This is a genomic window from Leifsonia sp. NPDC058292, from assembly GCF_042880955.1.
Taxonomy (GTDB): domain Bacteria; phylum Actinomycetota; class Actinomycetes; order Actinomycetales; family Microbacteriaceae; genus Leifsonia.
Map to the genome: position 1 here is coordinate 151,833 of NZ_JBHVYL010000002.1, position 25,479 is coordinate 177,311.

Annotated in this window: 28 protein-coding genes; 14 read left to right on the forward strand and 14 right to left on the reverse strand. The window is 68.6% G+C overall.

Translation table 11 applies throughout. The features are described from left to right. Positions 1-131: 131 nt before the first annotated feature. The 3 genes from ACFVWR_RS02755 to ACFVWR_RS02765 all read right to left on the reverse strand — a co-directional run bounded on the left by ACFVWR_RS02755 (position 132) and on the right by ACFVWR_RS02765 (position 3,995). The gene (locus ACFVWR_RS02755; RefSeq protein ID WP_387207740.1) at positions 132-689 is read right to left on the reverse strand and encodes a hypothetical protein; all 558 of its coding nucleotides are present in this window, start codon (positions 687-689) and stop codon (positions 132-134) included. Continuing rightward, complete coding sequence (locus ACFVWR_RS02760; protein WP_387207742.1) at positions 686-2,341, reverse strand: response regulator transcription factor; 1,656 nt, start codon at positions 2,339-2,341, stop codon at positions 686-688. The genes ACFVWR_RS02755 and ACFVWR_RS02760 overlap by 4 nt, the downstream gene beginning before the upstream one ends. 397 nt (positions 2,342-2,738) lie before the next feature. Further along, positions 2,739-3,995, reverse strand: a complete 1,257-nt coding sequence (locus tag ACFVWR_RS02765; protein ID WP_387207744.1) for an ROK family protein — start codon at positions 3,993-3,995, stop codon at positions 2,739-2,741. A gap of 111 nt (positions 3,996-4,106) precedes the next feature. On the opposite strand from ACFVWR_RS02765, the gene ACFVWR_RS02770 reads away from it, so the two are divergent. From ACFVWR_RS02770 to ACFVWR_RS02785, 4 genes are all read left to right on the forward strand, one after another. Then, a complete protein-coding gene (locus ACFVWR_RS02770; protein WP_387207975.1) occupies positions 4,107-4,439 on the forward strand; it encodes a UBP-type zinc finger domain-containing protein in 333 nt (110 codons plus the stop codon). Between the two features lie 101 nt (positions 4,440-4,540). Continuing rightward, a complete protein-coding gene (locus ACFVWR_RS02775; RefSeq protein ID WP_387207746.1) occupies positions 4,541-5,200 on the forward strand; it encodes a hypothetical protein in 660 nt (219 codons plus the stop codon). Between the two features lie 97 nt (positions 5,201-5,297). Beyond that, the gene (locus ACFVWR_RS02780) at positions 5,298-6,026 is read left to right on the forward strand and encodes a YcnI family protein (protein WP_387207748.1); all 729 of its coding nucleotides are present in this window, start codon (positions 5,298-5,300) and stop codon (positions 6,024-6,026) included. After that, complete coding sequence (locus tag ACFVWR_RS02785) at positions 6,023-6,715, forward strand: copper resistance protein CopC (RefSeq protein WP_387207750.1); 693 nt, start codon at positions 6,023-6,025, stop codon at positions 6,713-6,715. The genes ACFVWR_RS02780 and ACFVWR_RS02785 overlap by 4 nt, the downstream gene beginning before the upstream one ends. Before the next feature lie 57 nt (positions 6,716-6,772). Here the strand turns inward: ACFVWR_RS02785 and ACFVWR_RS02790 are convergent, their stop codons facing one another. Beyond that, on the reverse strand, positions 6,773-7,666 hold the full coding sequence (locus ACFVWR_RS02790; RefSeq protein WP_387207752.1) for an SDR family oxidoreductase: 894 nt from the start codon (positions 7,664-7,666) through the stop codon (positions 6,773-6,775). 99 nt (positions 7,667-7,765) lie between these two features. Here ACFVWR_RS02790 and ACFVWR_RS02795 point away from each other — a divergent pair, with 99 nt between their 5' ends. Beyond that, positions 7,766-7,897, forward strand: coding sequence for a hypothetical protein (locus ACFVWR_RS02795; protein WP_387207754.1), 132 nt, complete (start codon positions 7,766-7,768; stop codon positions 7,895-7,897). Positions 7,898-7,955: 58 nt separating this feature from the next. On the opposite strand, the gene ACFVWR_RS02800 is transcribed toward ACFVWR_RS02795, so the two are convergent. Then, on the reverse strand, positions 7,956-8,126 hold the full coding sequence (locus tag ACFVWR_RS02800) for a hypothetical protein (RefSeq protein ID WP_387207756.1): 171 nt from the start codon (positions 8,124-8,126) through the stop codon (positions 7,956-7,958). 160 nt (positions 8,127-8,286) lie between these two features. On the opposite strand from ACFVWR_RS02800, the gene ACFVWR_RS02805 reads away from it, so the two are divergent. Further along, positions 8,287-9,474, forward strand: a complete 1,188-nt coding sequence (locus ACFVWR_RS02805) for a MarP family serine protease (protein ID WP_387207758.1) — start codon at positions 8,287-8,289, stop codon at positions 9,472-9,474. A gap of 124 nt (positions 9,475-9,598) precedes the next feature. Beyond that, entirely contained in the window at positions 9,599-10,615 is a 1,017-nt protein-coding gene (locus ACFVWR_RS02810) for an NADPH:quinone reductase (RefSeq protein WP_387207760.1), read from the forward strand. Here ACFVWR_RS02810 and ACFVWR_RS02815 read toward each other — a convergent pair. Further along, the gene (locus ACFVWR_RS02815) at positions 10,599-11,834 is read right to left on the reverse strand and encodes an MFS transporter (RefSeq protein ID WP_387207762.1); all 1,236 of its coding nucleotides are present in this window, start codon (positions 11,832-11,834) and stop codon (positions 10,599-10,601) included. The two genes, ACFVWR_RS02810 and ACFVWR_RS02815, sit on opposite strands and share 17 nt — an antisense overlap. Before the next feature lie 87 nt (positions 11,835-11,921). On the opposite strand from ACFVWR_RS02815, the gene ACFVWR_RS02820 reads away from it, so the two are divergent. From ACFVWR_RS02820 to ACFVWR_RS02835, 4 genes are all read left to right on the forward strand, one after another. Beyond that, positions 11,922-12,467, forward strand: a complete 546-nt coding sequence (locus ACFVWR_RS02820; protein WP_387207764.1) for a TetR/AcrR family transcriptional regulator — start codon at positions 11,922-11,924, stop codon at positions 12,465-12,467. A gap of 40 nt (positions 12,468-12,507) precedes the next feature. Further along, positions 12,508-13,242, forward strand: coding sequence for an AzlC family ABC transporter permease (locus tag ACFVWR_RS02825; protein ID WP_387207766.1), 735 nt, complete (start codon positions 12,508-12,510; stop codon positions 13,240-13,242). Then, entirely contained in the window at positions 13,239-13,544 is a 306-nt protein-coding gene (locus ACFVWR_RS02830) for an AzlD domain-containing protein (protein ID WP_387207768.1), read from the forward strand. Before ACFVWR_RS02825 ends, ACFVWR_RS02830 begins: the two co-directional genes overlap by 4 nt. Positions 13,545-13,629: 85 nt before the next feature. Beyond that, entirely contained in the window at positions 13,630-13,998 is a 369-nt protein-coding gene (locus tag ACFVWR_RS02835) for a hypothetical protein (RefSeq protein ID WP_387207770.1), read from the forward strand. Between the two features lie 13 nt (positions 13,999-14,011). On the opposite strand, the gene ACFVWR_RS02840 is transcribed toward ACFVWR_RS02835, so the two are convergent. Beyond that, the gene (locus ACFVWR_RS02840; protein ID WP_387207772.1) at positions 14,012-14,704 is read right to left on the reverse strand and encodes a GntR family transcriptional regulator; all 693 of its coding nucleotides are present in this window, start codon (positions 14,702-14,704) and stop codon (positions 14,012-14,014) included. 94 nt (positions 14,705-14,798) lie between these two features. Here ACFVWR_RS02840 and ACFVWR_RS02845 point away from each other — a divergent pair, with 94 nt between their 5' ends. Beyond that, a complete protein-coding gene (locus ACFVWR_RS02845) occupies positions 14,799-15,452 on the forward strand; it encodes a GntR family transcriptional regulator (RefSeq protein WP_387207774.1) in 654 nt (217 codons plus the stop codon). A gap of 198 nt (positions 15,453-15,650) precedes the next feature. On the opposite strand, the gene ACFVWR_RS02850 is transcribed toward ACFVWR_RS02845, so the two are convergent. From ACFVWR_RS02850 to ACFVWR_RS02870, 5 genes are all read right to left on the reverse strand, one after another. Further along, a complete protein-coding gene (locus ACFVWR_RS02850; protein ID WP_387207776.1) occupies positions 15,651-16,745 on the reverse strand; it encodes a substrate-binding domain-containing protein in 1,095 nt (364 codons plus the stop codon). A 66-nt stretch (positions 16,746-16,811) separates the two neighbouring features. Next, positions 16,812-18,149 carry a multiple monosaccharide ABC transporter permease gene (gene mmsB, locus ACFVWR_RS02855; RefSeq protein WP_387207778.1) on the reverse strand — a complete coding sequence of 446 codons (1,338 nt, stop codon included), beginning with the start codon at positions 18,147-18,149 and terminating at the stop codon, positions 16,812-16,814. Then, the gene (gene mmsA / locus ACFVWR_RS02860) at positions 18,149-19,711 is read right to left on the reverse strand and encodes a multiple monosaccharide ABC transporter ATP-binding protein (RefSeq protein ID WP_387207780.1); all 1,563 of its coding nucleotides are present in this window, start codon (positions 19,709-19,711) and stop codon (positions 18,149-18,151) included. The genes mmsB and mmsA overlap by 1 nt, the downstream gene beginning before the upstream one ends. A gap of 132 nt (positions 19,712-19,843) precedes the next feature. Further along, entirely contained in the window at positions 19,844-21,034 is a 1,191-nt protein-coding gene (locus tag ACFVWR_RS02865) for an ROK family transcriptional regulator (protein ID WP_387207782.1), read from the reverse strand. 86 nt (positions 21,035-21,120) lie between these two features. Next, positions 21,121-21,465: an L-rhamnose mutarotase gene (locus ACFVWR_RS02870; protein ID WP_387207784.1), complete on the reverse strand. Its 345-nt coding sequence runs from the start codon at positions 21,463-21,465 to the stop codon at positions 21,121-21,123. 103 nt (positions 21,466-21,568) lie between these two features. On the opposite strand from ACFVWR_RS02870, the gene ACFVWR_RS02875 reads away from it, so the two are divergent. Further along, a complete protein-coding gene (locus ACFVWR_RS02875) occupies positions 21,569-22,426 on the forward strand; it encodes a fumarylacetoacetate hydrolase family protein (RefSeq protein WP_387207786.1) in 858 nt (285 codons plus the stop codon). 25 nt (positions 22,427-22,451) lie between these two features. Beyond that, complete coding sequence (locus ACFVWR_RS02880) at positions 22,452-23,207, forward strand: SDR family NAD(P)-dependent oxidoreductase (protein WP_387207788.1); 756 nt, start codon at positions 22,452-22,454, stop codon at positions 23,205-23,207. A 109-nt stretch (positions 23,208-23,316) separates the two neighbouring features. On the opposite strand, the gene ACFVWR_RS02885 is transcribed toward ACFVWR_RS02880, so the two are convergent. Together ACFVWR_RS02885 and map are read right to left on the reverse strand one after the other, a co-directional pair. Beyond that, positions 23,317-24,609 (reverse strand): enolase C-terminal domain-like protein, encoded by a 1,293-nt coding sequence (locus ACFVWR_RS02885; RefSeq protein WP_387207977.1) that lies wholly within the window; start codon positions 24,607-24,609, stop codon positions 23,317-23,319. A 94-nt stretch (positions 24,610-24,703) separates the two neighbouring features. Continuing rightward, on the reverse strand, positions 24,704-25,468 hold the full coding sequence (gene map / locus ACFVWR_RS02890) for a type I methionyl aminopeptidase (protein WP_387207790.1): 765 nt from the start codon (positions 25,466-25,468) through the stop codon (positions 24,704-24,706). Positions 25,469-25,479: the final 11 nt, after the last annotated feature.

Sequence of the window (25,479 nt, forward strand, 5' to 3'; positions counted from 1 at the left end):
ACCCCGCAATCACCTTCGTGGGGCTCGAACGCGTCGCCCGGCTGCGGGAATCACCCCTGGGCGGGGCACACGGGCGCCCGACCTGGGGGGCAGCGCCGGGCGATCGGCGCCGGGCGGTGGCCGGTGGGCGGTCAGTGCGTGCGTGCCAGGCCGGCGCGGGCGAGACGGCGCGCGAGCACGCCGGCGATCAGAGCGGCGCACACTTGCCCGATCACGCGGGCGGCCGACGTCGCCAGGAGTACGCCCGGCACGAGGTCGTCGGAGGAGAACACCGGCAGCGACACCAGGAAGAGCGCGACCCCCGACACAGCGGCCGCCACCACCCACACCCATCCGGCGGGCCGGCCCGCCCCTGCGCGGTCGACGCGCTTTGCGCGCAGCAGCAGCGTGGCGGTCAGATCGAACGCCAGACTCCCGGCGAGCAGCGGCACCAGAGCCAGGTAGCCGATCGGCGTGAACGCTCCGGTGAGCAGCCCGGCGAACAACGACACCAGGGTCGCCGTGATGCCGAACCCGAGGAGGCGCCTGGCCAGGAACGGCAGCACGCTGTAGACCGAGACGACCAGCGCGTAGAGGGGCGGCGCGAACGCGGCGAGCGCGCCGGTGAACGGGATGAGGGCGAGCAGCACCAGCGCCGTCAGCCCTCCCAGGGCGGCCATCACCAGGAGGTTGCGGGTCGAGACCTTCACTCGCGCTCCTTCGGCACGAGCAGGTGCCTCGCGATGGCGACCGCGATCGCCTCGTCGCGGCTGGTGACGCCGAGCTTGCGGTACACGCTGCGCAGCTGGGTCTTGACGGTGTTCGTCGACACCACGAGCTCTGCGGCCATCGCCGACACCGACGGGGTGCGTTCGAGGGCCCGCAGCACGGCGAGCTCCCGCTCGCTCAGCACCGTTCCCGGGTCGGCGTCGGCGAGCAGCGACGTCACGTCGAGCCCGTCGGTGAGGTGGCCGTAGCCGGCCTCGGCCAGCGCGCCGAGCAGCCGCTCGACATCACGAGGGGGGAGCAGGGCAAGCACGAGACGCTGCCCGTTGCGTTCGAGCACCGCGCCGAGTTGCTCGACGGCGGCACGGGCGCGCGTCCGCTCGGAGAAGCGCAGCAGCGCAGCCGCCTCGAGCGCCAGGGCCTCCGCGGCGGCCCGGGAGGTGGGTGCGGAACCCTTCACGTTGCGCAGTTCCTGCAATGCCGCGCCATGGTGCCCGAGCACCAGCTCGACCCGCGCCTTGGCGAGGTGGCGGGCAGGACCGGCCGGAACGTCCCGTCGCACGATCACGTCGGCGGCATCCGGGTTGCCGAGGGCGAGCTGGAGCATGGCCCTCGTCGGCGCCAGCGCCGCGCGCGCCGTCGGCGAACGCCCTTCGGAAGCGCGCATCGCCGCGAAGCTGTCGAGCTCTGCGAGGGCGACGGCCGGCCGGCCCGCCACCAGTTCCGTCATCGCCTCGACGCGGGCGATGGCGATCCAGTGCTCGATCGTTCGCCGGTCGTGCACCATGGCGGAGAGCTGCTCGCGGGCCTCGACGGCGTCGAAACGTTCGAGCGCAACGACCGCCTCGGCGACGCGATAGAAGGTTCCCGGATACCAGGACTTCTGCATCGCCGTCCACTCACCGTCGCGGGCCAGTTCGAGGTAGGCCTCCGACTCGGAGAGGTCGCCCCGCAGAGCGTGGATTCCGGCGAGCATCGCCAGGTTTCCGAAGCCCGGAGAGTATCCGGTCTCCGGCGACTCGGCCAGGCCCTTCTCGAACGTGTCAAGCGCGTCGTCCACCTGGTCGGCGTAGTAGAGCGTGGTGCCGACGTGCGAGTAGACGCGGGAGAGCGCCTGCACCGACTGTCGGTCCGCGCCGGTGAGGCCGTCGAGGGCGCGCACGGCGGCCCTGGCCGGCTTGACGCCGAGACTCGGGCGCCCGATGAGCCGGTAGGCCGCACTCTCACTGGCGAGGATGAGCGCCCGGTCGACCGGGTCGATGTCGCGACGCACTGTGCGCGCGGCGCGTGCGGCGCCGACGAAGTAGCGCAGGCCCTTCACCCGGCGGTGCGGGACGACGTTGTAGATCAGCCCGAGCAGCATCATCAGCAGCGGGTGCTCGCGCAGCGCCGCCGCCGGCATGCGCTCGATCTCGAGACCCATCTGCTCGTCGATGCTGAGCAGCAGGTCGAACCAGTTCTCGCGCACCAGATCGGAGGCGAGCGAATACTCGCCCGCGGCGATCAACGCCGTCATCCGTGGCCGCACGCTCGAGTCCACGCGCGCACGCACATCGTCGGCTTCGGGTGGGTCGGAGGGCAGGGGGTCACGCCCGTCGTGGAACGAGCGCCGGGGGTCGGGTGCGCTAGTCGACACGTGTCATCTCCAAGCTGGCTGGGGTCACGAACAGCATAGGGCGACGATCGGCGCCGGATGCGGGGCTCAGGCGGGCGGCGTCATCAGCGGCTGAAGCCCCCGACGAAAATGAGCACTCCGAGAATGATCGTCAGAATTGCGGCTGCGGTGATTCCCCAGAGCCGTTGCCCGCGCACATACCCTTCGGCTCGCGGCCCGAACAGTTCGCGCTGCCTTCGCAGGATTCGCGCAAACAGTCGGCCTCGAAAAACGAGTGCAGCCACACCTCCGAGCAGCACCAACAGTCCAACGCACCAATACACGAGCGCAAGTATCGAGGAAGGAAGGATCGCCCCTTCGTGAATCTCGTGCATTAGAAGGTTCACGACACTCCCCGCGTCCGGAGGCCCTACCCGGCTCAGGCGAGCGTCGAGCGCGGCGAGAACGTGGCGTCGAGCACCAGGCAGGCGGCGCCCACTGCGGCCACGTCGTCGCCGATGGCGCTGCCCGCGATGCTGACCGGGTGCGTGAGGATGCCCATGTCGATCTCGGCGATCCGCTGCGGAAGCTGCTCCAGGTAGCGGCTCTGGAGCCGGCTCCAGGAGGGACCCCCGAACACCACACGGTCGATGTCGAGCAGCGCGGCCAGGTTCGACACGTAGGTCGCGGTGTCGCGGATCGAGCGGTCGAGGATGCGCTCGGCCGCCGCATCCCCGTCGTCCGCCGCCCGGATGAGCGCGGTGAAGAGCTCCTCGACCGTCTCGACGTCGAACTCGGGTTCCGTGCCGGTCGGGCCGCCGGTGAACTCGGTGCCCGGCGGCGCTTCGATCACGCCGTCTTGGATGGCCTGCACCACGAGCCGGTGCGGCCGAACGGATTCGCCGAAGCAGCCGCGGCGGCCGCAGTAGCAGCGCGGCCCGTCGGGGTTCACGATCGCGTGCCCGACATCGCCGGCGTTCTGCGTCGCTCCCGTGTAGACCTGCTCGGCCAGCACCATCCCGACGCCGACCCCGGTGCCGTAGTACAGGAACACGAAGTTGCCGCTCGCGCCCGCCGGATCCCGCCACCGTTCGGCGAGCGCCGCAGCAGTGACGTCTTTCGCCACCCGCACCGGCAGCCCGGTCGCGGCCGTCAGCTCGTCGCGGAGGTGGAAGTCCGTCCATCCCGGAACGAGCGGCGGGCGCACGACGACCCCGGTGTGCGAATCGATCGGGCCGGGCGCCGCGACGCCGATGCCGCTCAAGCGGTCGCGGTCGACCCCCGACGTCTCGAGCAGCTCCTCGATCGCCGCGGCGGTGATCTCCACCGTCGCGGCGGCATCCCCCGACACCGGAGCCGGGCGGCGGATGTGCTCGACGACCGTGCTCTCGAGGTCGAGCAGCACGCACGTGATCACGGTCGGATCGAGGTGCACGCCGATCGCATACGACCCCGTCGGTTCGAGCTGGAGGATGGTTCTCGGTTTGCCGGGGCCGTCCACCGGCGCGCTTCCCGCTTCGCGGATGAGGCCGTGGCCGAGGAGCCGCCGGCTGACATTGGTCACGGTCTGCGCCGACAGCCCTGTCGCCCCGACGAGTTCGACCCGGCTCATCCCTGTGCTCGAACGCCGGATCGCGTCGAGGAGCACGGTCTCGTTGAACGCCGCGATGACCGGAAGATTCGCCCCTCTCGGCATGAGATCTCCTTCACTGCCCCATCACCCCGGTCGGGCCGGGGTTTCTCGTAGGATACGGGTCTGGCGCGAATCCACGCGGACGGCGACAATTGCATCGTGCCCGAACAGACCATGATCGACCCCTCCGTTCCACCGAGCGGCTCCGGTTGCGTCGAATGCTCCGAAGACGACGGCTGGTGGTTCCACCTCCGGCGCTGCACGGCCTGCGGGCACATCGGATGCTGCGACAGCTCCCCCTCGCAGCACGCCACTGCGCACGCCAGGGAGACCGGGCACAGCGTCATCCAGTCGTTCGAGCCCGGCGAGGCCTGGTTCTATAGCTACGAGAGCGGCGAGATGCTCGACGGCCCCGCCCTCTGCGACCCGCAGAATCACCCGGAGAGCCAGCCGGCTCCTGGGCCCCAAGGGCGGGTTCCGGCCGACTGGCAGCAACTGCTGCACTGATCCGCAGCGGCCGCCGTGATCCTCCGGCAGCGTCCGCACCCATCCGACTCCTAGACTTGGTACGAACTGCGAGCACAAGCCGGTTCGACGATGGGAGCGTCATGGGATCGAGGTGGGCTCGCGTCATCCGCGGGCTGCTCGCATCCGCGGCGGCCATCTTCGTCGCCGCGCTCTTCCACGTCGCCGGCGGCGGAGCCGCTCCCGGCCCGATCGCCATCGCGCTGAGCCTCGCCTTCGCGACGCTCGCCTCCATCGCCCTGACTGCGCGTCGCCTGTCGCTCTGGCGGTTGACGGCATCGGTGGCCATCAGCCAGTTCCTGTTCCACCTCCTCTTCGCGCTCGGCGGCGGAACGGCGACCTTCGCGTCGAGCGACGGCTCGGCCATGCCGAACCACCTGCACTCGGGAGCCGCGCTGGTCATGTCGGCCGCACCCGGGGCGCCGAATGTGACACATGCCGACATGGGCATACTGCCGAGCGACGCGGGGATGTGGGCCGCCCACGCGAGCGCCGTTCTCGTGACGGTCGTGGCAGTGACCTTCGGCGAGCGCGCGTTCTGGGGCCTCCTCGAGAGCGCGCGCCTGGTCGTGCGCAGCGTCGCCGGCCTCTTGCTCGCGGCGGCCTCGGTCGTGCTCCCCGTCTTCGCTCCCCACCGCACCGCCGCGGTCGCCGGCGCCGAGCCGTCGCGTCTGCGCGACCTCGGCATCCCGCTCGGCCGCCTAAGACACCGCGGACCACCGGCGGCCATCGCCGCGTTCTGACGTCGCTCATCCGGATGCCCGGGGCGCGTACGTCTGCGCGCGCCACCGCATCCACCGGGTCCGCCGCGACCCCACGACTTCGACCTCAGGACATCCCATGAAGAAAACGACCTTCGCAGCCTCCATCGCAGCCGGCGCCACCGCCATGCTGCTCATCGCCGCACCGCTTGCGGCCAGCGCCCACGTGCGCGTCGACCCAGGACAGGCCGCCGCCGGCGGCTACACGACGCTCACCTTCAAAGTGCCGACCGAATCGGCCACGGCCGGCACGGTCGAGCTCGTGGTCGACCTCCCGACCGACACTCCCTTCACGTCCGTCTCGTATCAGCCGATCGCGGGCTGGACCACCACGGTCGACACGGAGAAGCTCGCCAAGCCGGTGAAGACCGACGACGGAGCCATCACCGAAGCACCCGTGAAGGTCACCTGGACGGCTGAGAGCGGCGTGGCGGTCGAGCCGGGCCAATTCCAGCTCTTCACCATCTCCGCCGGCGCCGTGCCCGACACCGGCAAGGTGCTTCTCCCGGCGCACCAGACCTACTCCGACGGCTCGGTCGTCGACTGGTCGGAGGCGACACCCGCCTCGGGCAAGGAGCCGGAGCACCCCGCCCCCACGCTCTACATCAACGACGCTCCCCCGGCAGAAGACGGCGGTGCGGCCCTGGTCGCCACCGACACCCCGGCACCCACCGCAGCGTCGTCGACCAGCGCCTCGGATGCGGTGGCCATCGGCCTCGGCATCGGCGGGCTGGCTCTCGGCGCGATCGCGCTCGTCGTCGCCGTGTTCGCCGCGACCCGCCGTGGGCGTGGCAAGGTGGACGCATGATCCGGCCACGCGCCCTCGGCGCATCCATCGCCGCCTTGGGCCTCGCCGCAGCACTCGCACTGCTGCCGGCCGCCGGCGCGACGGCCCACGACTACCTCGTGAGCAGCGACCCGGCAGCGGATTCGACGGTGTCGACAGCGCTCGACAAGGTGAGCCTCACGTTCAACGATCGCGTGCTCGACCTGTCGGGCGACGGCTCCAGCTCGCTCGTCACCGTGACGGGGCCCGACGCATCCACCCGCCACTTCGAGACCGGATGCGCCACCACCGCCGACACGACCGTGTCGGCTCCCGTCGCCCTCGGCGGGGCGGGCAAGTACACGATCACGTACCAGATCGTGTCGGCCGACGGCCACACGGTGTCCAACTCCCTGGCCTTCTCGTACCAGCCGCCGGCGGGCGCCACCCCTGCCGAGGGCACCGAGTCGTCCGCCTGCGGCACGTCATCGGCCGCGCCGACACCGTCGGGCGAGGTGACGACCCAGGCCACCGATCCGGCCGCGGGGGTCGTCCCGACCGAGAGCGCCGGGTCATCCAAGCCCATCGCGAAAGCGGGTGACTCGAACAATCTCGGGCTCGTGATCGGCATCGCGGTCGGCATCGTCGTGCTGGCCATCATCGGCGTGCTGATCGTGGTGCTGACGAGCCGCCGCCGAGGGTCGAAACCCGACGAACCGAGCGGAGTCTGACCCCGCCCCCGCCGAGTCCGCCTCACAGACGGGCGCGGACTCGGCGGGGATAGCGGTCTACGGCGTGGGCATGCCGCCGTTCACGTTGAGCGTCTCGCCGATCACGTAGCTGGACTCGGGAGAGGCCAGGAACACGTAGGCCGGCGCCAGCTCGGTCGGCTGCCCGGCACGCCCGAGCGGGGTCTGCTTGCCGAAGTCGGGCAGAGCATCCTTCGGCTGACCGCCCGACACCTGCAGCGGGGTCCAGATCGGGCCGGGAGCGACGGCGTTCACGCGGATGCCCTGAGGCGCGAGCTGCTCGGCCAGCCCTTTGGTGAAGTTGTTGATCGCCGACTTGGTGCTCGCGTAGTCGACGAGTATTCCGCTCGGCGCATACGCCTGGATGGAGGTGGTGTTGATGATGGTCGATCCGGCGGGAAGGTGCGGCAGCGCCGCCTTCGTGATCCAGAACATCGCGGAGACGTTCGTGCGGAAGGTCTCCTCGAACTGCTCGTCGCTCAGGTCTTCGAGCTTCTCGCAGAACTGCTGCTGCCCGGCGTTGTTCACCAGGATGTCGAGACCGCCGAGGGCCGACACCGCATCCGCGACGAGAGCGCGCGAAGCCTCCGGCGTCGTGATGTCGTAGGCCAGGGCGGCCGCCGTACGACCGGCCTCCTCGATCAGTTTCACGACGTCGCGTGCGTCCTGCTCCTCGTCGGGGAGGTATCCGATCGCCACGTCGGCTCCCTCGCGCGCGAAGGCGATCGCGACAGCGGCGCCGATGCCCGAGTCGCCGCCCGTCACCAGGGCGCGGCGGCCCTCCAGCCGGCCCGTGCCGCGGTAGCTCTGCTCTCCATGATCGGCCTGGGGCATCAGCTCGTCGTCGAGACCGGGCGCCGGCTGATCCTGCTTGGGCGCTTCGAACGAGGGGAAACGGTCGACGGGGTTCTGGAAGTGGAGTTGATCTGTCATGGCGGGGACCGTACGCGGAGACCGGTGTCAGTCAAGCCCGTTGCGAATGCTCCGCCGGGGATGCTTGGCAGGCGGTGCGGGCGGGAGTACGGTACGCGCATGGACAAGGATGCCCAGGAGCAAAGAGCCGTGGCCGTGACCATCGATCCGCGCGAAGCGGTCGGCGCTCCTGCGAGCCTTCCCGATCCGGCCGCCGTCGACGACAGCGACGAAGAGGACGGCACCCTCTAGCGAACCGGGTGCGCGGCTCCGAGCGGCCGCGCACCCTGTTCATACGTCGGTCGGACGCTCAGTCCGGGGCGCCGCCCGACGCCGTGTCCTCTTCGGTCTCAGCGTCGTGGTGGTGCTGCTGCGACGGCTCGCTCTCCTGGCCGTGTTCCGGGTCGGACGCCGTGAAGTCGGCACTCGTCATCTCGTGCTCACCCTCGTCGAGGTCGGGGCGCTTCTGGTCGTCGCTCATGCGTGCATCCTTTCGTCCGCGCTTCCTTGGCGAGACCGTGTGTCTCGCCCTGTCTGTCGCAACGCGAACGGTAGACCGGGTGGCTCGAGTCTGTAAGGGGTGCGAGCGTCGTGCAGCGGAGGTTGAGCCGCCGTCCAGGCTGGTGAGGCACTGTTGCCTGGTGGAACTCGTTGTCGACGTCGTGCTGGTGGTGCTGGCCATCGTCGCCATCGTCGTCGGCTGGCGTCACGGCGCCATCCGCGCAGCGGGTTCGCTGGTCGGCCTGGGCCTCGGGCTGTGGTTGGGGCTCACCCTCGCGCCGCTCGTCGTGGCCTGGCTGGCGTCGGCCGGGTGGGGAAGCATCCTGCAGCGGTCGATCGTCGCCGCCATCGTCATCCTGGCGTGCGCTGCGGTCGCCTACGCGATCGCCGCCGCCATCGCAGGGCTCGTCGGCAAAGTGCTGCGACACGGACCGATCCGCTGGCTCGACACCCTTGTCGGCGGTGCGCTCGGCCTGCTCACGTGGGCCGTGGTCGTCTGGCTGCTCGCCGGGTTCGCCTTCGCCACCAATCTGGCGACGTTCGTGCAGGCGGCGAGCTCATCCCGCGTCGTCGCCACCCTCGAGGCCATCGCGCCCATCCCGTCGTCGACGGTGCTGGGAGCGGTCGACGACGCACTCGCGGGCGCCGGGCTGCCGAAGGTGTTCGAGGGCGACGAGTCGATCAAAACGGTTCAGCCGCCCGACCCGACGGTGCCCGCCGCCGTCAATGACGCGCAGAGATCTGTGGTGACGGTGCTCGCCTCCAAGCCCGAGTGCGGCGTCGACTCCGAGGGCAGCGGCTGGGTCGTGCAGCGCGGACGGGTCGTCACCAACGCGCACGTGGTCGCCGGCGCCTCCGCCATCGCCGTGCGCGAGTCCGGCTCCGGCCACGTTGTGCGCGCCACGCTCATCGCCTTCGACCCCGAGCGCGATCTGGCCGTGCTCGACGTCACCGACCTCTCGGCCCCCGCCCTCGACATCGGCGACGATGTGACCTCGGGCGCTCCGACCTACGCCGCCGGCTACCCCGGCAACGGTCCGTTCACGATCAGCCCCGAGCGAGTGCGCGACAGGGTCACGGCCCGCGGCACCGACATCTACCAGAGCGGAACCGTCGACCGCGACATCTACTCGCTGCGCGGGTCGGTGCGGCCGGGCAACTCGGGCGGCCCGCTGCTCGACACCGACGGCGACGTGGTCGGCATCGTCTTCGCCCGCTCCAGCGTCGACCCCGACACGGGATACGCGCTCACTCTCAACGAACTGCGCCCCGTGCTGAACTCGGTCGGCTCCGCGCCCATCGGCTCCGGCGGCTGCGCCACCGGCTGACCCCGGCTCCCCCTCCCCAACCCCAATCCGCGAGAGTCGCGAAATGTCGCCCATTCCCGGTGGATGGCGCACACTCGGCACCTCTCGTGGAACACATCGACGCGGGGAGTGGTTGGCTGGGGGCATGAAGGCTGTCAGCTACTCGTCCACAGGTTCGTCTGATGTGCTTGCGCTCGGCGAGCGCGAGGAGCCGCACGCCGGCCCCGGAGAGGTGCGCGTGCGCATCCATGTCTCCGGCGTCAACCCGACGGACTGGAAGGCGAGGCGCGGCTCCGGCGACGGCGCGGCGCTCCCCCGTCCGCAGGTTCCGAACCAGGACGGCGCCGGGGTGGTCGACGAGGTCGGCGACGGTGTCGATGGCCTCAGCGTCGGCGACCGGGTCTGGGTGTGGGATGCGGCGTACAAGCGTCAGGACGGCACCGCCCAGGAGCTCACCGTCGTGCCGGCCCGGCAGGCCGTGAAGCTGCCCGACGACGTCGGCTTCGACGTGGGCGCGTCCCTCGGCATCCCCGCGCTCACCGCCCACCGAGCCCTGACGTCGTACGACTACGCGCCGCGGCAGCTCGCGCCGGGAACCCTCGACGGACGCACCGTTCTCGTGGCGGGCGGGGCCGGCGCTGTCGGCCACGCCGCCATCCAGCTCGCCGTCTGGGCCGGGGCCACCGTCGTCTCAACGGTCAGCAGCCACGACAAGGCCCTCCTCGCCGAGGCCGCCGGCGCGCATCACGTGGTGAACTACCGCGACGAGGATGTCGCCCAGGCCGTCGGCGCGCTGGCGCCGCGCGGCGTCGACATCGTGGTCGAGGTGAATCCCGGTGCGAACACGGACCTGAACACGAAGGTCACCGCCAACGACGCGACCATAGCGATCTACGCCGACTCGCCCGCCGAGCTGGAGGTCCCGGTGCGACCGAGCATGACCAAGAACCTGCGGTACCAGTTCGTGCTCACCTACACGACGCCGGCCGATGTGAAGGATGCCGCCGTGCGAGCCGTCGCAGCCGCCGTCGCCGACGGGGCTCTTCCCGTCGGTTCGGAGCACGGGCTGCCGATCACCCGCTTCGGTCTGGCCGACACCGCCGCCGCCCACGACGCGGTGGAGAACGGGCTGGTCGGCAAGGCTCTCATCGACGTGGTCTGACCAGCATCAGCTGAGCGACGATCGCGGCGGCGGCGACCAGAGCGATCGCCGTCGCGTACCAGACGACCGTCGACGTGAGCCCGATCACCCCGATGAGCTCGCCCGCGGCCAGCGCAGGAACGCCGTAGGCGAGGTAGCTCACCAGGTAGACCCCGGCGAACATCTCTGCGCGCTGATGGGCGGGAGCCAAGGGCGCGAGGATGCGCATGGTCGCTGAGAACGCTGCGCCGAATCCCGCGCCTCCCACGAAGGATGCGGCGAACAGCAGCCACAGCATCCCCTGCGTGACCGACAGCACCGTGAGGCCGACGCCGACGATCACGACCGCCAGCCCCCAGATCGTCGACACCCGTGCCGGAAAGCGGCTGAGCACGAGCCCGGCGACCGCGCCGATCGCCGGTGCGAGCCCGACGACCGTTCCGTTGACGAGCCCGCTCTCGACGTGGAACACGCCGCGAACGATCGACGGCGCGAGGCCGATGAAAAGCCCAGAGAGCATCCAGGACGCGACCAACAACGGCAGCGCGCCGACGAATTCGCGGCGGGCCGCCGGGGGAACCAGCAGCCTCGGGACGAGCGAGCGCACGGCACCGGGGCGGCGCGTGACGGTCTCCCGTGATCCTGCGACGACGAACACGCCGGCCGCGAAGATGAGCACGAGCGCTGAGAAGACCCAGACCGTCGGCTGGGCGGCGACCTGCACCACGAGACCGGTGACGATGGCGCCGAGTGCGATGCCACCGAGCGGGGCCGTGCTGCCGATGACAGCGCCGAGCTTCTTGTGCCGTTCCGGAGCGAGCTCCACGAGAGAGGCGCTGAATGTGGCCATCGCGGCTCCCGTGCCGATACCCTGCACGGCGCGGGCGACGACGATCCAGCCGATGTCGGAGGCGAAGAGGAACAAGAGCATCGCCGCCGCTTCGAGGGCGAGCGCCCCGATGAGCACGGGGCGGCGACCGATGTGGTCGGAGAGCGAACCGGCGACGAGCAGTGTGACGAGCAGCGTGATCGCGTAGATCGCGAACGCGACGGTCAGCATCCAGTCGGCGAAGCCCCACTCGCGCTGGTAGAGCACGAAGAGCGGGCTCGGCGCGCCGACCGAGAACGAGACGGCGACGAATGCGATGGCAGCGCCGACGAAGGCGGGGAGCGGGCGCAGTGTGCGTCGCGGCCGGGTGATCACGGCGGGGAGCGAGTCGGTTTCTTCGAGTGTGGACATCAGGTCTCCTAAAGCAAAAATGATTGCTTTAGCGATGCTAGACCTCCTGCTCTTCAAAAGCAACAATTTTTGCTTTAAGCTAGACGCATGGAAACAACAACCACTCCGTCGAAGAGGACGGGTGGGCGGAGCGCCGCAGTCATCCACAACGTTCGCACCGCCGTCGAAGAGCTCGTCAAAGAACGCGGCAGCGATCGCGTCACCGTGCCCATGGTGGCCGAGCGCGCCGGCGTCAATCCCACGAGCATCTACCGGCGCTGGGGAGACCTGCCCACGCTCCTCAACGACATCGCCACATACCGTCTCGACCCCGAGCGACCCCTCCCGGCCAGCGGCACCCTCCAGGGCGACCTCACCGAGTGGGCGCGCGAGATCGTCACCCACTATCGCAAGCCCGTCAACGCGGCCCTCCTCCGCGGCGGCGCTTCGAACGCCGGCGACCGTCAGTCGGACTGCCTGCGCAACCGGCGGCTCGAGGCCTCGATGTTCGTCGACCGGGCGGGAGCCGTCGGCATCACGGCCGAAGACATCGTCGACGTCGTGATCGCCCCCATCATCTACCGCGTGATCTTCCAGCCCTGGACCCTCACCGACGACACCGCCGAAGGCCTCGTCGACCGACTGTTCGCCTGACGACTTGCGCCGTTCGGGCGCGGGCGTCGAGGATGATCGGATGAGCAGAACCGCCGGGGAGCGCGCCGCCGCCCGCTCCGGCTGGGCGGTCGGCGTCGCCACGGCGGCCTACGGCATCTCGTTCGGGGCACTGTCGACGGCCTCCGGTCTCGACGTCTGGCAGACGTGCGTACTGAGCCTCGTCATGTTCAGCGGCGGCTCCCAGTTCGCCCTCATCGGCGTGCTGGCCTCGGGGGGCGCGGCCAGCGGCGGCACGGCCATCGCGGGCGCGGCACTTCTCGGCGTGCGCAACTCGTTCTACGCCCTGCGGATGTCGCGGGTGGTGGGTCGAGGATTCTGGCGCCGGGCGGCTGCCGCGCAGCTCACCATCGACGAATCGACGGCGGTGGCGACGGCCCAGCTGGAGCCGGGCGCGCAACGCGTCGGCTTCTGGACGACCGGGCTGGTCGTCTACGTCGGCTGGAACCTCACCACCCTGGCCGGCGCGCTGCTCGGCAACCTGATCGGCGATGTGAAGGCGTACGGTCTGGATGCCGCTGCCGCTGCCGCCTTCCTCGGCCTCCTCTGGCCGAGGCTGAAGGCGCGTCAGACGCAAGCGGTCGCTGTTGCGGCCGGGTTCGTGGCCACGCTGCTCACGCCGTTTCTCACCCCTGGGCTGCCGGTGCTCGCCGCGGCGGCCGTCGCGATCGTCGTCGGCGTGCTGAACCTCTTCGGCCGGCGCGACGATCCGCCGCACCCCGAAGCCGTGCCGATGGAGCGGGAGGTCGAGCCGTGAGCACCTGGAACATCATCCTGCTGGCCTCCATCGCGGTGCTCGCGCTCAAGGTCGTCGGTTGGCTCGTGCCGCCGAAAGCCCTGGACCACCCGACCGTGGCCCGCGTGAGCGACCTGCTGACGGCCGCGTTGCTCGCCGCCCTCATCTGCGTTCAGACCGTCGGCGCCGGCCAGGGGCTGCAGCTCGACGCACGCATCCCGGCCATCGCCATCGCCGCCGGTCTCTACGCCCTCCGGGTGCCGTTCATCGTGGTGGTGCCGGTGGCGGCCGTCGTGGCCGCGCTCATCCGCCTCTTCACCTGACCGATCGCCCACCCGCGATGTCGGGGGCCTTTCATACTCTGTCACTGCAGCGGGCCGGGCTGCCGACCACCAGAGAAGGAGAGCAGTGGCCCAGTGGCATCCTGTCATCAACGCGCAGGCCAGCGAATGGGTGCTCCGTCAAGGCAAGACAGGCCAGCCGTACGGAGTGGTGCGGCTGTTCGCGTTCGGCGATCCGAACAAGCCAGAGATCTGGTTCCGCATCGTCACCTGGGCTGGTCGATCGGAAGACCGGGAGCTGATCGGCTGGTGCCGCACCCTGGAGGCTGCGGCAGCCGCGGGCTGGGACCATCGCTGCGCCGACGAGTCGTGGCGTCACCATCGTGCCGCCAAACGGGTGGATTCGGCCACCATGGCGAGCGAGCGGCCCCCGGCCGCCGAGATGGTGCGGTTCTACCGCGCCGCCCTCCGCCGCCGCAGCGGAGCCTCCGCCTGAAGGACTCGCTCGGCTATCGGCGGGGCGTGTGATCGGAGGCGGTGGCCGATTCTTCTGCGGATGCGCCGATCTCGTGCAGCATCTCGAGGATCTCGCCGCCCGCTCGCGCGCCGTCCACCGCGATGGTGCGCGCCAGCCCGGCGACCCGCTGGGCGCCGGCGACCTGCCCTGCCGCACTGTCGGCGAGATAGAGGTAGCGGAACACCCGCAGCTGAAGCGCCTCGATCGTGTCGGCCAGCACGCGATTCGGCAGCATCGACAGCATCAGGGTGAGCACACGGCGCAACACATCGACGGGGTTGGTCTGCGGGTCGCGTTCGAGCCTTCCCGCGAGCAGGTCGAGTTCCAGTTCCACTTCGACGGACATGGTGTCGAGGGCGTCGGCCAGCGCTCCCTGATAGAGCAGCCGGAGGATGTGCGCGATCGACGCGATCTCGGTGCTGTCCAGACGCGCGACGAGCGTGTACCGGTTCGGTGCCGTCGCCACCAGCCCGATGGCGGAGAGCCGGCTCAGCGCCTCGCGCACGGGAGTTCTGGAGACGAGGAGCCACGCTGTCAGCTCGGTGTCTTTGAGTCTTGTGCCCGGCTTCAGGTCACCGCGGAGGATGCGCTCGAGCAGCAACTCGTAGACGTCGTTGCGAAGCAGCCGTCGGTCGACGCCTTGTGGGGTGATGCTCGCGAGCGGTGAATCAACGTCGACGATCATGCTCTTCCTTCTCACTCAGCCCATACCGGGTGTAATATACATAAAGTTTAGCATCGATGTACCAACATACTTGACAGCGCCCGGAGGTTCCGCCATGCCCATGCCCACAGACCACGTGACGAGGGTGTCGCTGTCCGACGAGGCGTACTCGCGCATTGAGGCAGCCATTCTCGACGGAACCCTCGCCCCCGGTGAACGCCTCCGAGACCCCGACCTGGTCGCGTGGCTCGGAATCTCGCGCACGCCCATCCGTCACGCCCTCGAACGGCTGATGGCGCAGGGCCTCGTCGAAATGGAAAGGAACAGGTTCACGCGAGTCGCTCCGTTCGACGTCGTCGGCGTCAAAGGCGCGGTCGAGGTCGCCGCCGACCTCTGGTCGGGCGCCGTGCGTCGCAGCCTCGCGAGCTGGGAACCAGAAGACATCGCCATCGTCGCCGAGATCGCGAACGACCTCGTCAGGTCGACGACGGACCAGGACGTGTCCCAGGTCGTCGGCGGCCTCGAGCACCTGGTGACCACCTGCGTTCTGGTCGACGGCAACCCCGTTCGGCTCCGCACCCTGACGAACGTGCTACCTCAGGTGCACCGTCTCGCGCGCAAGCTGGTGGGAAGGCCCGTGTTCGACGACATGTGCACTTTCGTAGACGAGTTCACCGTGGCGCTGGGGAGGCAAGACGGCCGGGCCGCCGCCGATCTCATCGACCGACACGTGCAGAAGCTCATGCGGTCGATCCCCGACCCGACCTGACCCGACCCGACCTGACATGCGAGGCTGCACGGCCACAAAGATCCGTGCCACCCCTGATGCCGGCCCACAGACGATAACCGTACGTTTGGTACGAGACCTTGAGCCGGGGGCACAGGGGACACCGGGGGAACCCAGGGGGAACAAAGAAAGGGCCGGACCTCTTCACGAGGTCCGGCCCTTTCTGTTCTGGTGCTGCGACTACTTGGTCAGCGGCTCCAGGGACGGGTCGTTGGCGTAAGCCTCGGCCGCGTTCTCCTTGGTGACGATGACCGGCTTCAGCAGGAAGGCCGGAACGACCTTCTTGCCGTTGTCGTACGACTTGTCGTCGTTCGTCTCAGGCTTCTTGCCCTGCTGCAGGTCCTTCACCATGGCGATGGCCTGCTTGACGAGGTTGCGGGTGTCCTTGTTGATCGTGGAGTACTGGATACCCGCCATGATCGACTTGACCGACTCCGGCTCCGAGTCCTGGCCGGTGACGACCGGGACCGGCTTGCCAGCACCCTGCACCGAGGTGATGATGGCGCGAGCGAGGGTGTCGTTCGGCGACAGAACGCCATCCAGCTCGGTCGAACCGTAGTTCGCGGCGAGCAGGGTGTCCATGCGGGTCTGCGCGTTCGCCGGCAGCCAGCCCTGGGTAGCGGTCTGCTTGATCTCCGTCTGACCGGAGACGACCTTGAGGGTGCCGTCGTCGATCTTCGGCTGCAGGATCTTCATGGCGCCGTCGAAGAAGACCTTCGAGTTCGCGTCGTCGGGCGAACCCGAGAACAGCTCGATGTTGTAGTTCTTCTTGCCCGGGAAGCGCTTGGCCATGCCGTCGAGCAGGGCCTGACCCTGCAGTTCGCCGACCTTCTCGTTGTCGTACGCGACGTAGTAGTCGACGTTCGGCGAGTTGAGGATCAGGCGGTCGTAGGCGATGACGGTGGCGCCGGCGTCGTGAGCAGCCTTGGCCTGAGCCGCAAGCTGTCCACCGTCGACGGCACCGATGATGACGACCTTGGCGCCGTTGGTGATCATCGACTGGATCTGGCTCTGCTGGTCGGCGACAGCGCCGGAAGCACCCGCGTACTGAACGTCGGGCTTGAAGCCGGCATCCTTGAGCCCGTTGGTGAACAGGTCACCGGCGAGAACCCAGTTCTCCGACGTCTTGGTCGGAAGGGCGACGCCGATGGTCGCGCCCTTGTCGAAGCCCGCAGCGGCCGAGGCATCGCTGCCCGATCCGCGGCTGGAGCAGCCCGACAGGGCCAGCGCGGCGGCAGCAGCGACGGCTACTGTCGCGATTGCGATTTTGCGCATGTGTACTTTCACTTTCTCTTTTTGGATGGTGCAGGGAGTACTACAGGTGTTTCTTCGGGAAAAACTTCAGGAAGAGAGCGAACGGGAGCTCGCCTCGGGCTCGTCCGCCGAGGGAACCACGGCGGGCTGGTCGGCGCCGGCCGCGTCGTCCGACTTGTCTTTGCGACCGAATCTGCCGATCAACGACGCGCCTCCCCGGCGCTTGCTGTAGACGTCGATGCCGACGGCCGCCAGGAGCACGAGGCCCTTGATGATCTGCACACGGTCGGACGTGACGCTGAGGAGCTGCAGGCCGTTGTTCAGCACGGCGATGACGAGACCACCGATGATGGAGCCGGCGACGGTTCCGATACCACCGGAGACCGCTGCGCCACCGATGAAGACGGCGGCGATGGCGTCGAGCTCCCAGCCGAGGCCGTCCTGCGGGCCGGAGGAGATCGAGCGGGCCACCGAGACCATGCCGGCGAGAGCCGCGAGCACCGACATGTTCATCATGACGAAGAAGTTGATGCGCTTGATCTTGACGCCGGAGAGCTCTGCTGCGTGCCAGTTGCCGCCGACCGCGTAGATGTGACGGCCGAAGATCGTGCTGCGGGTCACGAACGAGTACACGACCACGAGGATGCCGAGGATGATGCCCGACACCGGGAAGCTCGTGCCGATGCGACCGCCGGCGAACAGGAACGCGGCGTAGATGACGACAGCATCCAGCACGACCACCTTGAACACGCTGACCCACAGGGGCGCCTTCTCGGAGCCCATCTTGGTCTGTGTGCGGCGCTTGCGCCATTCGGAGATCGCGATGACGATCGCGATGAGCAGCCCCAGCAGCAACGTCGAGTTGTTGTAGCCGAAGTCGGGGCCCCAGTCAGGGAGGAAGCCACCACCGATGTAGGTGAAGCCGTCGGGCACCGGGATGGTGTTCGCGTTTCCGATCGCCTGGTTCAGGCCACGGAAGATGAGCATGCCCGCCAGGGTGACGATGAACGCCGGGACCCCGACGTAGGCGACCCACCAGCCCTGCCAGGCTCCGATGATCACGCCGACCACGAGGCCGAGGATGATCGCGAGCGGCCAGGGGAGGTTCCAGTCCTGCATCGACTTCGCGACGATGATGCCCACCACAGCCGCCACAGAGCCGACCGACAGGTCGATGTGGCCGGCGATGATGACCATCACCATGCCGATGGCGAGGATCAGAACGTAGGCGTTCTGGTTCACCATGTTGATGAGGTTGACCGGCTCGAGCGTCTTACCGCCGGTCAGGATCTCGAAGAAGATGATGATGACGACCAGCGCGCCGAGGATGCCGAACTGGCGTCCGGTCGACTGGCCGCCGCCGAACATCTTTCCGAGGTCGCGGATACCTCCGGACTTCTTCTTTTCGGGGATCTGTGTGGTCATTATCGGGCTGTACCCTTCGTAACGGGCCTCTTCTGGGCGGATGTCATGCTTTTCAGGAGTGTCTCGGGGTCGGCTTCGGACGCGGGCAGTTCGTTGGTGATCTGACCCTCGAAGATCGTGTAGATCCGGTCGGAGATGCCGAGGAGCTCGGGCAGTTCGGAGGAGATCACGATGACGCCCTTGCCCTGCGCGGCGAGCGCCTGGATGATGCCGTAGATCTCGTACTTCGCGCCGACGTCGATGCCGCGGGTGGGCTCATCGAGGATGAGCAGGTCGGGGTCGGTGAACATCCACTTGGCCAGCACGACCTTCTGCTGGTTTCCACCGGAGAGGGTGCTGACACCGCGGTCGACATCGGGGGTCTTGATGCGCAGGCTCTTGCGGTACTGCTCAGCGACCGCGTACTCCTCTTCGTCGTTGACGACGTTGAGCTTGGCGATCTTCTTGAGCTTCGCCGAGACGATCGACTGCTTGATGTCGTCGAGCAGGTTCAGCCCGAGCACCTTGCGGTCTTCGCTCACGTAAGCCATGCCCTCGTCGATGGCGTCGCTGACGTTGCGCACCTGGATCTCTTTGCCGTCTTTGTAGAGCTCGCCGGAGATGAAGTTGCCGTACGAGCGCCCGAAGACGCTCATCGCGAGCTCGGTGCGGCCGGCGCCCATGAGGCCGGCGAAACCGACGATCTCGCCGCGGCGCACGAAGAAGCTGGAGTTCTTGACCACGAGACGGTCGGGAACCTGCGGGTGCTGAACCACCCAGTTCTTGACCTCGAAGAACGTCTCGCCGATGTTCGGGGTGTGTTCGGGGAAGCGGCTCTCGAGCGTGCGGCCGACCATCCCGCGGATGATGCGGTCTTCGTCGACGCCGTCGGCCTTCACGTCGAGCGTCTCGATGGTGCGGCCGTCGCGGATGATGGTGATCTGGTCGGCGACGCGCTCGATCTCGTTGAGCTTGTGGGAGATCATGATCGAGCTGATGCCCTTGCTCTTCAGCCCGAGGATCAGGTCGAGCAGGTGGCTCGACTCGGCCTCGTTCAGTGCGGCGGTGGGCTCGTCGAGGATGAGGAGCTTGACGTCCTTGTTGAGCGCCTTGGCGATCTCGACCAGCTGCTGCTTGCCGACACCGATGTTCTTGATCGGGGTGTCCGGGTCATCGGCCAGGCCGACCCGGGCGAGCAGCTCGGTCGCGCGAGTCTTCGCCTCCTGCCAGTTGATGACGCCGCCACGGGCGGGCTCATTGCCGAGGAAGATGTTCTCGGTGATCGAGAGCTCGGGGATGAGCGCCAGCTCCTGGTGGATGATGACGATTCCGGCCCGCTCGCTGGAGCGGATGTCCTTGAACCGCATCACCTCGCCCTGGTAGACGATGTCACCGGTGTATGTGCCATAGGGGTAGACACCCGAGAGGACTTTCATCAGGGTGGACTTTCCTGCACCGTTCTCGCCGCAGATCGCGTGGATCTCGTCGGCTCGGACGGTGAGGGAGACATCCTCGAGCGCCTTGACCCCAGGGAACTCCTTGGTGATCGCGCGCATCTCCAGGATGACTGCGTTCGACGACATCGTCGCTCCTTACGTATTGCTCTGCTTCGAACTATCTATCTGCCTAAGTAGTAAACGCTACGTGCGGTCTTGGCGTCAAATAGTGAACACAACGACCTGATAACGACTTGACGGGCTTCGGTGCCCTCACCGTCAGTCGTGGGCGGCGATGGAACTCTGGATCACGAGCGCAGCGGCGCCCAGGGATTCGGCGCGGTCGCCGAGCGACGACATCCGCAGGGTCGTGGTCTCGCCGATCGCGGGAATGGCGTTCTGGCGGATGCCGTGCTGGATCGGGTCGAGCAGCGCATCCCCCAAACCGGCGAGCGGGCCGCCGATCAGCACGATCTCGGGGTTGATGATGTTCGCGATGTTGGCGATGGCCTTGCCGATCGCCGCGCCCGCATCCCCGACCACCCGCAGCGTCGCCGGGTCGCGGCCGAGACCGCCGGTGACGATGTCGGCCGTGGTGACCGTCTCGTCGGTCCCGCGGTTCAGCGACTCGAGCATGACGGTCGTGGAGGCGACGGTCTCGAGGCAGCCGCGGTTGCCGCAACGGCAGATGATGCCGTGCTCGACGACCGGGGTGTGGCCGAGCTCCCCCGTGATGCCGAGGTGGCCGTAGTAGGGCTGGCCGTTGAGGATGAGCCCCGCCCCGATGCCGGAGCCGATCTTCACGAACATGAGGTTGCGGGTGCCGCGGTTGGCCCCCCAGGTCACTTCGGCGAGCGCGCCGAGATTCGCGTCGTTGTCGACGACGATCGGGAAGTGGAAGGCGCTCTCGAGGTCGCGCAGGTTGACACCGACCCACTCGGGCAGGATCGCGCCCTGCAGCACGGTTCCGGTGCGCCGGTCGATCGGCCCCGGCACCCCGACGCCCACCGCGAGCACCGACTGGCGCTCGAAACCGTTGGCCTCCAGCAGGCGGTCGAGCAGCGCCGAAGCGGCGTTCAGGCTCTCCACCACGACGTACCCCAGCGGCAGGGCCAGCGACTCTTCGGCCAGCACCTCGTAGCCGAGCGTCGCCAGCACGATCCTCACGTGCCGTCGACCGAAATCGACCCCGACCGCGATGTCTCCCGTGTCTGTCAGCCGGACCAGCAGGGCTCGACGGCCCGAACTGTTCACGGGCGAGGTCTCGACCACGCCCTTCGCCGCCATGTCTCGCACGATGTTGGAGACGGTGGCGGTGGAGAGCCCCGTTCCGCGCGCCAGCTCAGCCTGGGTCGATGGGCCGTTGGCCAGGAGGAACTCGAAGAGCCGTTCCTGGTTCAAGTGCCTCAACGCGCCTTGCGACCCGGGATTGCGTGCGCCGCGAACGGGAGAACCCGAAATGGCGGTCATAGCGATAAGAGTGCAATATCCCGATGTTGTAGTCAAGTTGTGAACACATGCGTTCCACCCCCGCACGGGGCGCACTCAGAAATGGCTCAGGATGCGCGGGCCGAGCCACGGCGTTGCGACTGCAGGGTCCAGACGCTGTCGAGGGGCATCCCGGCATGGCCGTCGGCGCTGGTGACGAAGTGGTCGACGAAGGGGCCGATGAACGCCTGCCAGCGTTCGTTCGCGGGATCGGTGTCGAGCGCATCCATCGCAGCAACGAAGTCGTCGCACTCGACCAGGTGGAACAGGTCGCGCCCGCTGCGCCAGATGCTCCAGTCGTGGATGCCGAGCCGTTCGAACGACGCGACGAGGTCGTCGGGAACGGCGGCGTGCGCATCCAGATACCCGGTTTCGTGGCCTTCTCGCAACACCGAGTGCAGTGCGACGCGCATGCTTCTCCTTAGGATCGGGATCGGAGCGGCCCTCATGGGCACCATTCCTTGGAATGCTATAGGAAATAGTAATAGGCTCTCCGTACGAGCGAAAGGACCCTCGATGCGATTCATGCGACTCGGCGAACCAGGAGCAGAGATCCCGGTCGCCGGCGGAGACGACGGCAGCACCTGGGATCTGCGGCCGCTGACCGACGATCTCGATGGAGCGTTCTTCGCCTCCGACGGTCTGGCCCGGGCGGCTGCGGCCATCGCCGCGGGCGAGCTTCCCGAGTTCGATGGCGGCGGGATGCGCGTCGGCGCCCCCATCGCCCGACCCTCCGCGGTGATCTGCATCGGCATGAACTACGCCGCCCACGCGCGCGAATCCGGCTCCGAGCCGCCGAAAGACGTCGTCGTGTTCTACAAGCACCCGAACACAGTGGTCGGCCCGAACGACGACATCCTGCTGCCGCCCGGATCGGTGAAGACCGACTGGGAGGTCGAGCTCGCCGCCGTCATCGGGAAACGCGCGCGCTACCTCTCCTCGCCCGACGAGGCACTGGCGCACATCGCCGGTTTCACCGTGGCGAACGACGTCTCGGAGCGTGAATACCAGCTCGAACGCTCGGGCGGCCAATGGAGCAAGGGCAAGAGCTTCGAGACGTTCAACCCTCTCGGCCCGTGGCTGGTTCCGACCGCCGAGGTGGGCGACGGCTCGGGCCTCGGCCTGCGCTCGACCGTGAACGAGCAGCCCCGGCAGGACTCGACCACCAGCGACCTCGTCTTCAGCGTCGCCGAGATCGTTCACCGCCTGAGCCAGTTCACCGTGCTCGAGCCCGGCGACCTCATCAACACCGGCACGCCGGAGGGCGTGGCGCTCTCCGGCCGGTTCCCGTACCTTGCCGCCGGCGATGTCGTCGAACTCGGCATCGACGGTCTCGGCGAGCAGCGCTCCGTCGTCCGCGCCGCCACCAGGTGACCGGCCAGCACACGAAGGGATTCGCATGACCCGCAATTTCGAAGGGCTCGTCGCCGCCGTCACAGGTGGGGCATCCGGCCTGGGCAAGGCCATCGCCGACGAGCTGAACGCGCGCGGCGCCCGCGTCTTCTGTCTCGATCTCGACGCGGATGCGGTCGCAGCGCCGCACACGGGCATCCGCTGCGACATCGGCGACGACGAGAGCGTGCGCGCCGCGATCGCAGCCGTTGTGGCTGACGCCGGGGGCCTGGATGTGGTCGTCGCCAACGCGGGCATCGGCGCGCAGGGCGACATCGAGGCGAACGACGACGACGAATGGATGCGGGTGCTGAACGTCAACGTCATCGGGTCGGCCCGCACCATCCGTCACGCCATGCCGCATCTGAAGGCGTCGGATTCCGCTGCCATCGTGCTCACGAGCTCGATCGCGGCGTGGACGGGACTCCCCCAGCGCGCCCTCTACTCGGCGTCGAAGGGCGCGATCTCGGCCATGACGCTCGCGATTGCGACCGACTGCCTGCCCTACGGCATCCGGGTGAACGCGGTCGCGCCGGGCACGGCGGACACCCCGTGGGTCGGCAGGCTGCTCGACAGCGCCGCCGACCCGGGGGCGGAGCGCGCCGCACTGGAGGCGCGCCAGCCGAGCGGCCGTCTCGTGCAGCCGCAGGAGGTCGCGGAGGCGGTGGCCTACCTGGCGTCGCCGACCTCCGGCAGCACCAACGGCGTCATCATGGCCGTCGACGGCGGCATGCACACCCTGCGGGCACGCCCGCAGCACTAGCGCGCGAGGGGCGAGTTGTTGCGAGCGGAGCACGTCTCCAGCCCGCAAGAACTCGCCCCTCGGCGCGCGGTTGCGGCGCGCGGGCGCGGGCGGGGGCGCGGCGCGCGGGCTACTTCAGGAGGGCGGCTGCGAACTCGTGGGCGGCGAGGGATGCGGGCAGCATCTCCATGCCCGCGCCCGGGGTGAGCGGCGCGCGGTACCGGCCGCCCTGCACGGTGACCGGAGCCACGAAATGCTCGTGGAGGTGCTTGGTGTACTCGATCATGCGGCCCTCTTCCGTGCCGGAGACGGCCACGAAGTCGAACATCGAGAAGTGCTGCACGGCCTCGCACAGGCCGACGCCGCCGGCGTGCGGGCAGACGGGGATGCCGAACTTCGCCGCGAGCAGCAGGATCGCGATGTTCTCGTTGACCCCGGCGACGCGGGTTGAGTCGATCTGCACGACGGCGGCGGCGTTCGCCTGCAGCAGCTGCTTGAACAGCACACGGTTCATCCCGTGCTCCCCGGTGGCGATGCGCACCGGCGCGACCGCGCGAGCGATGGCCGCGTGGGCGAGCACGTCGTCGGGACTGGTCGGTTCCTCCACCCACGCGAGGTCGAACTGCTCGAGCGCACGGATCCACTCGATCGCCTGATCGCGGTCCCAGCGCTGGTTGGCGTCGATGGCGATGCGGATGCGGGGGCCGACGGTGTCGCGCGCGATGCGCATCCTGCGCACATCGTCTTCGAGCCGGTCGCCGACTTTCAGCTTGATCTGCTCGAAGCCATCGTCGACGGCCTCGCGAGCGAGTCTGCGCAGCTTGTCGTCGGAGTAGCCCAGCCAGCCCGGGGTGGTCGTGTACGCCGGGTACCCGCCCGCAAGCAAGGTCGCCTCGCGCTCGGCGCGGCCGGGCTCGGCGGCGCGAAGGATGTCGAGGGCGTCTTGCCTGGTCATGGCGTCGCTGAGGTACCGGAAGTCGACGAGGTCGACCAGCTGTTCGGGTGTCATGCGCGCGAGCAGCTGCCAGAGCGGCAGACCCGCGCGCTTGGCTTTGAGATCCCAGAAGGCGTTGACCACGGCGCCGATGGCCATGTGCATGACGCCCTTCTCCGGCCCGAGCCAGCGCAACTGCGAGTCGTAGACGAACTCCCGCCAGAAGCTGCCGAGGTCGGCGAGGATCTCCTCTACGTCGCGGCCCATCACCCGGTGCGCGACCGCCTCGATCGCAGCCACCTGTACGTCGTTGCCACGGCCGATCGTGAACACGAAGGAGTGCCCTTCGAGGCCGTCGGGCGCATCCGTCGTCACTCGGAGATAGGCCGCCGAGTAGTCGGGGTCGGGGTTCATCGCGTCGGAACCGTCGAGCATCGCCGATGTCTCGAACCGCACATCCAGTGTCTCGAAGCCGGTGACGTTGCTCACTCGCTGCCCTTCCACTTCATCGTCGCGGGGCATCCCGCAACCAACATCCTATTGGATATAGGTGGCTATGACCAGCGCGGGGGCGATGCTTCCACTATTCGGTGAGGATGACCGGCCCGTCGGCTGTGATGGCGATGGTGTGCTCGGTGTGGGCGGTGCGAGCGCCGGTCGCGCTGCGGAGGGTCCAGCCGTCGCTGTCGGTGACGAGTTCTGCCGTGTCGGCCATGACCCAGGGCTCGAGCGCGAGCAGGAGGCCGGGGCGCAGCACGAAGCCGCGGCCCGCACGGCCGGTGTTCGAGATGTGCGGGTCTTGATGCATGGTCGAGCCGACGCCGTGTCCGCCGAACTCCGTGTTGATGGGGTAGCCGGAGCCGGCGAGCACCGAGCCGATCGCGTGCGAGATGTCGCCGGTTCTGGCGCCGGGAACGGCGGCCGCGATGCCGGCGGCGAGCGCCCTTCGCGTGGCGTCGATCATGCGGGCGTCTTCGTCGTCCGCCCGGTCTCCCACGATGAAGCTGATCGCGGCGTCGGTGACGATGCCGTCGAGGGATGCGGCGAAGTCGAGGGTGAGGAGGTCGCCGTTGCGCAACGCGTAGTCATGAGGAAGGCCGTGCAGCACCGCGTCGTTGACCGACGTGCAGATCACGTGCCGGAACGGTCCGCTCCCGAAAGAGGGCGCGTAGTCGACGTAGCAGGAGACCGCGCCCGCCTCGGCGATCATGCTCGCCGCCCAGCCGTCGATCTCGAGCAGGTTCGTGCCGACCACAGTGCGTTCTCGCAGCCTGCGTAGCGTGTCGCCGACGAACGCTCCACTGGCGTGCGCGCGACGCAGTTCGGCGGGTCCGAGAATTTCGATCATAGAGAGCACCT

Coding starts and splice junctions, on each gene's coding strand:
- ACFVWR_RS02880 (WP_387207788.1), top strand. CDS start 22,452: ATGACCCGCAATTTCGAAGGGCTCGTCGCCGCCGTCACAGGTGGGGCA.
- ACFVWR_RS02825 (WP_387207766.1), top strand. CDS start 12,508: ATGAGCAGAACCGCCGGGGAGCGCGCCGCCGCCCGCTCCGGCTGGGCG.
- ACFVWR_RS02820 (WP_387207764.1), top strand. CDS start 11,922: ATGGAAACAACAACCACTCCGTCGAAGAGGACGGGTGGGCGGAGCGCC.
- ACFVWR_RS02810 (WP_387207760.1), top strand. CDS start 9,599: ATGAAGGCTGTCAGCTACTCGTCCACAGGTTCGTCTGATGTGCTTGCG.
- ACFVWR_RS02870 (WP_387207784.1), bottom strand. CDS start 21,465: ATGCGCGTCGCACTGCACTCGGTGTTGCGAGAAGGCCACGAAACCGGG.
- ACFVWR_RS02770 (WP_387207975.1), top strand. CDS start 4,107: ATGATCGACCCCTCCGTTCCACCGAGCGGCTCCGGTTGCGTCGAATGC.
- ACFVWR_RS02775 (WP_387207746.1), top strand. CDS start 4,541: ATGGGATCGAGGTGGGCTCGCGTCATCCGCGGGCTGCTCGCATCCGCG.
- ACFVWR_RS02865 (WP_387207782.1), bottom strand. CDS start 21,034: ATGACCGCCATTTCGGGTTCTCCCGTTCGCGGCGCACGCAATCCCGGG.
- ACFVWR_RS02850 (WP_387207776.1), bottom strand. CDS start 16,745: ATGCGCAAAATCGCAATCGCGACAGTAGCCGTCGCTGCTGCCGCCGCG.
- ACFVWR_RS02800 (WP_387207756.1), bottom strand. CDS start 8,126: ATGAGCGACGACCAGAAGCGCCCCGACCTCGACGAGGGTGAGCACGAG.
- map (WP_387207790.1), bottom strand. CDS start 25,468: ATGATCGAAATTCTCGGACCCGCCGAACTGCGTCGCGCGCACGCCAGT.
- mmsB (WP_387207778.1), bottom strand. CDS start 18,149: ATGACCACACAGATCCCCGAAAAGAAGAAGTCCGGAGGTATCCGCGAC.
- mmsA (WP_387207780.1), bottom strand. CDS start 19,711: ATGTCGTCGAACGCAGTCATCCTGGAGATGCGCGCGATCACCAAGGAG.
- ACFVWR_RS02795 (WP_387207754.1), top strand. CDS start 7,766: ATGGACAAGGATGCCCAGGAGCAAAGAGCCGTGGCCGTGACCATCGAT.
- ACFVWR_RS02840 (WP_387207772.1), bottom strand. CDS start 14,704: ATGATCGTCGACGTTGATTCACCGCTCGCGAGCATCACCCCACAAGGC.
- ACFVWR_RS02815 (WP_387207762.1), bottom strand. CDS start 11,834: ATGTCCACACTCGAAGAAACCGACTCGCTCCCCGCCGTGATCACCCGG.
- ACFVWR_RS02845 (WP_387207774.1), top strand. CDS start 14,799: ATGCCCATGCCCACAGACCACGTGACGAGGGTGTCGCTGTCCGACGAG.
- ACFVWR_RS02790 (WP_387207752.1), bottom strand. CDS start 7,666: ATGACAGATCAACTCCACTTCCAGAACCCCGTCGACCGTTTCCCCTCG.
- ACFVWR_RS02780 (WP_387207748.1), top strand. CDS start 5,298: ATGAAGAAAACGACCTTCGCAGCCTCCATCGCAGCCGGCGCCACCGCC.
- ACFVWR_RS02875 (WP_387207786.1), top strand. CDS start 21,569: ATGCGATTCATGCGACTCGGCGAACCAGGAGCAGAGATCCCGGTCGCC.
- ACFVWR_RS02785 (WP_387207750.1), top strand. CDS start 6,023: ATGATCCGGCCACGCGCCCTCGGCGCATCCATCGCCGCCTTGGGCCTC.
- ACFVWR_RS02765 (WP_387207744.1), bottom strand. CDS start 3,995: ATGCCGAGAGGGGCGAATCTTCCGGTCATCGCGGCGTTCAACGAGACC.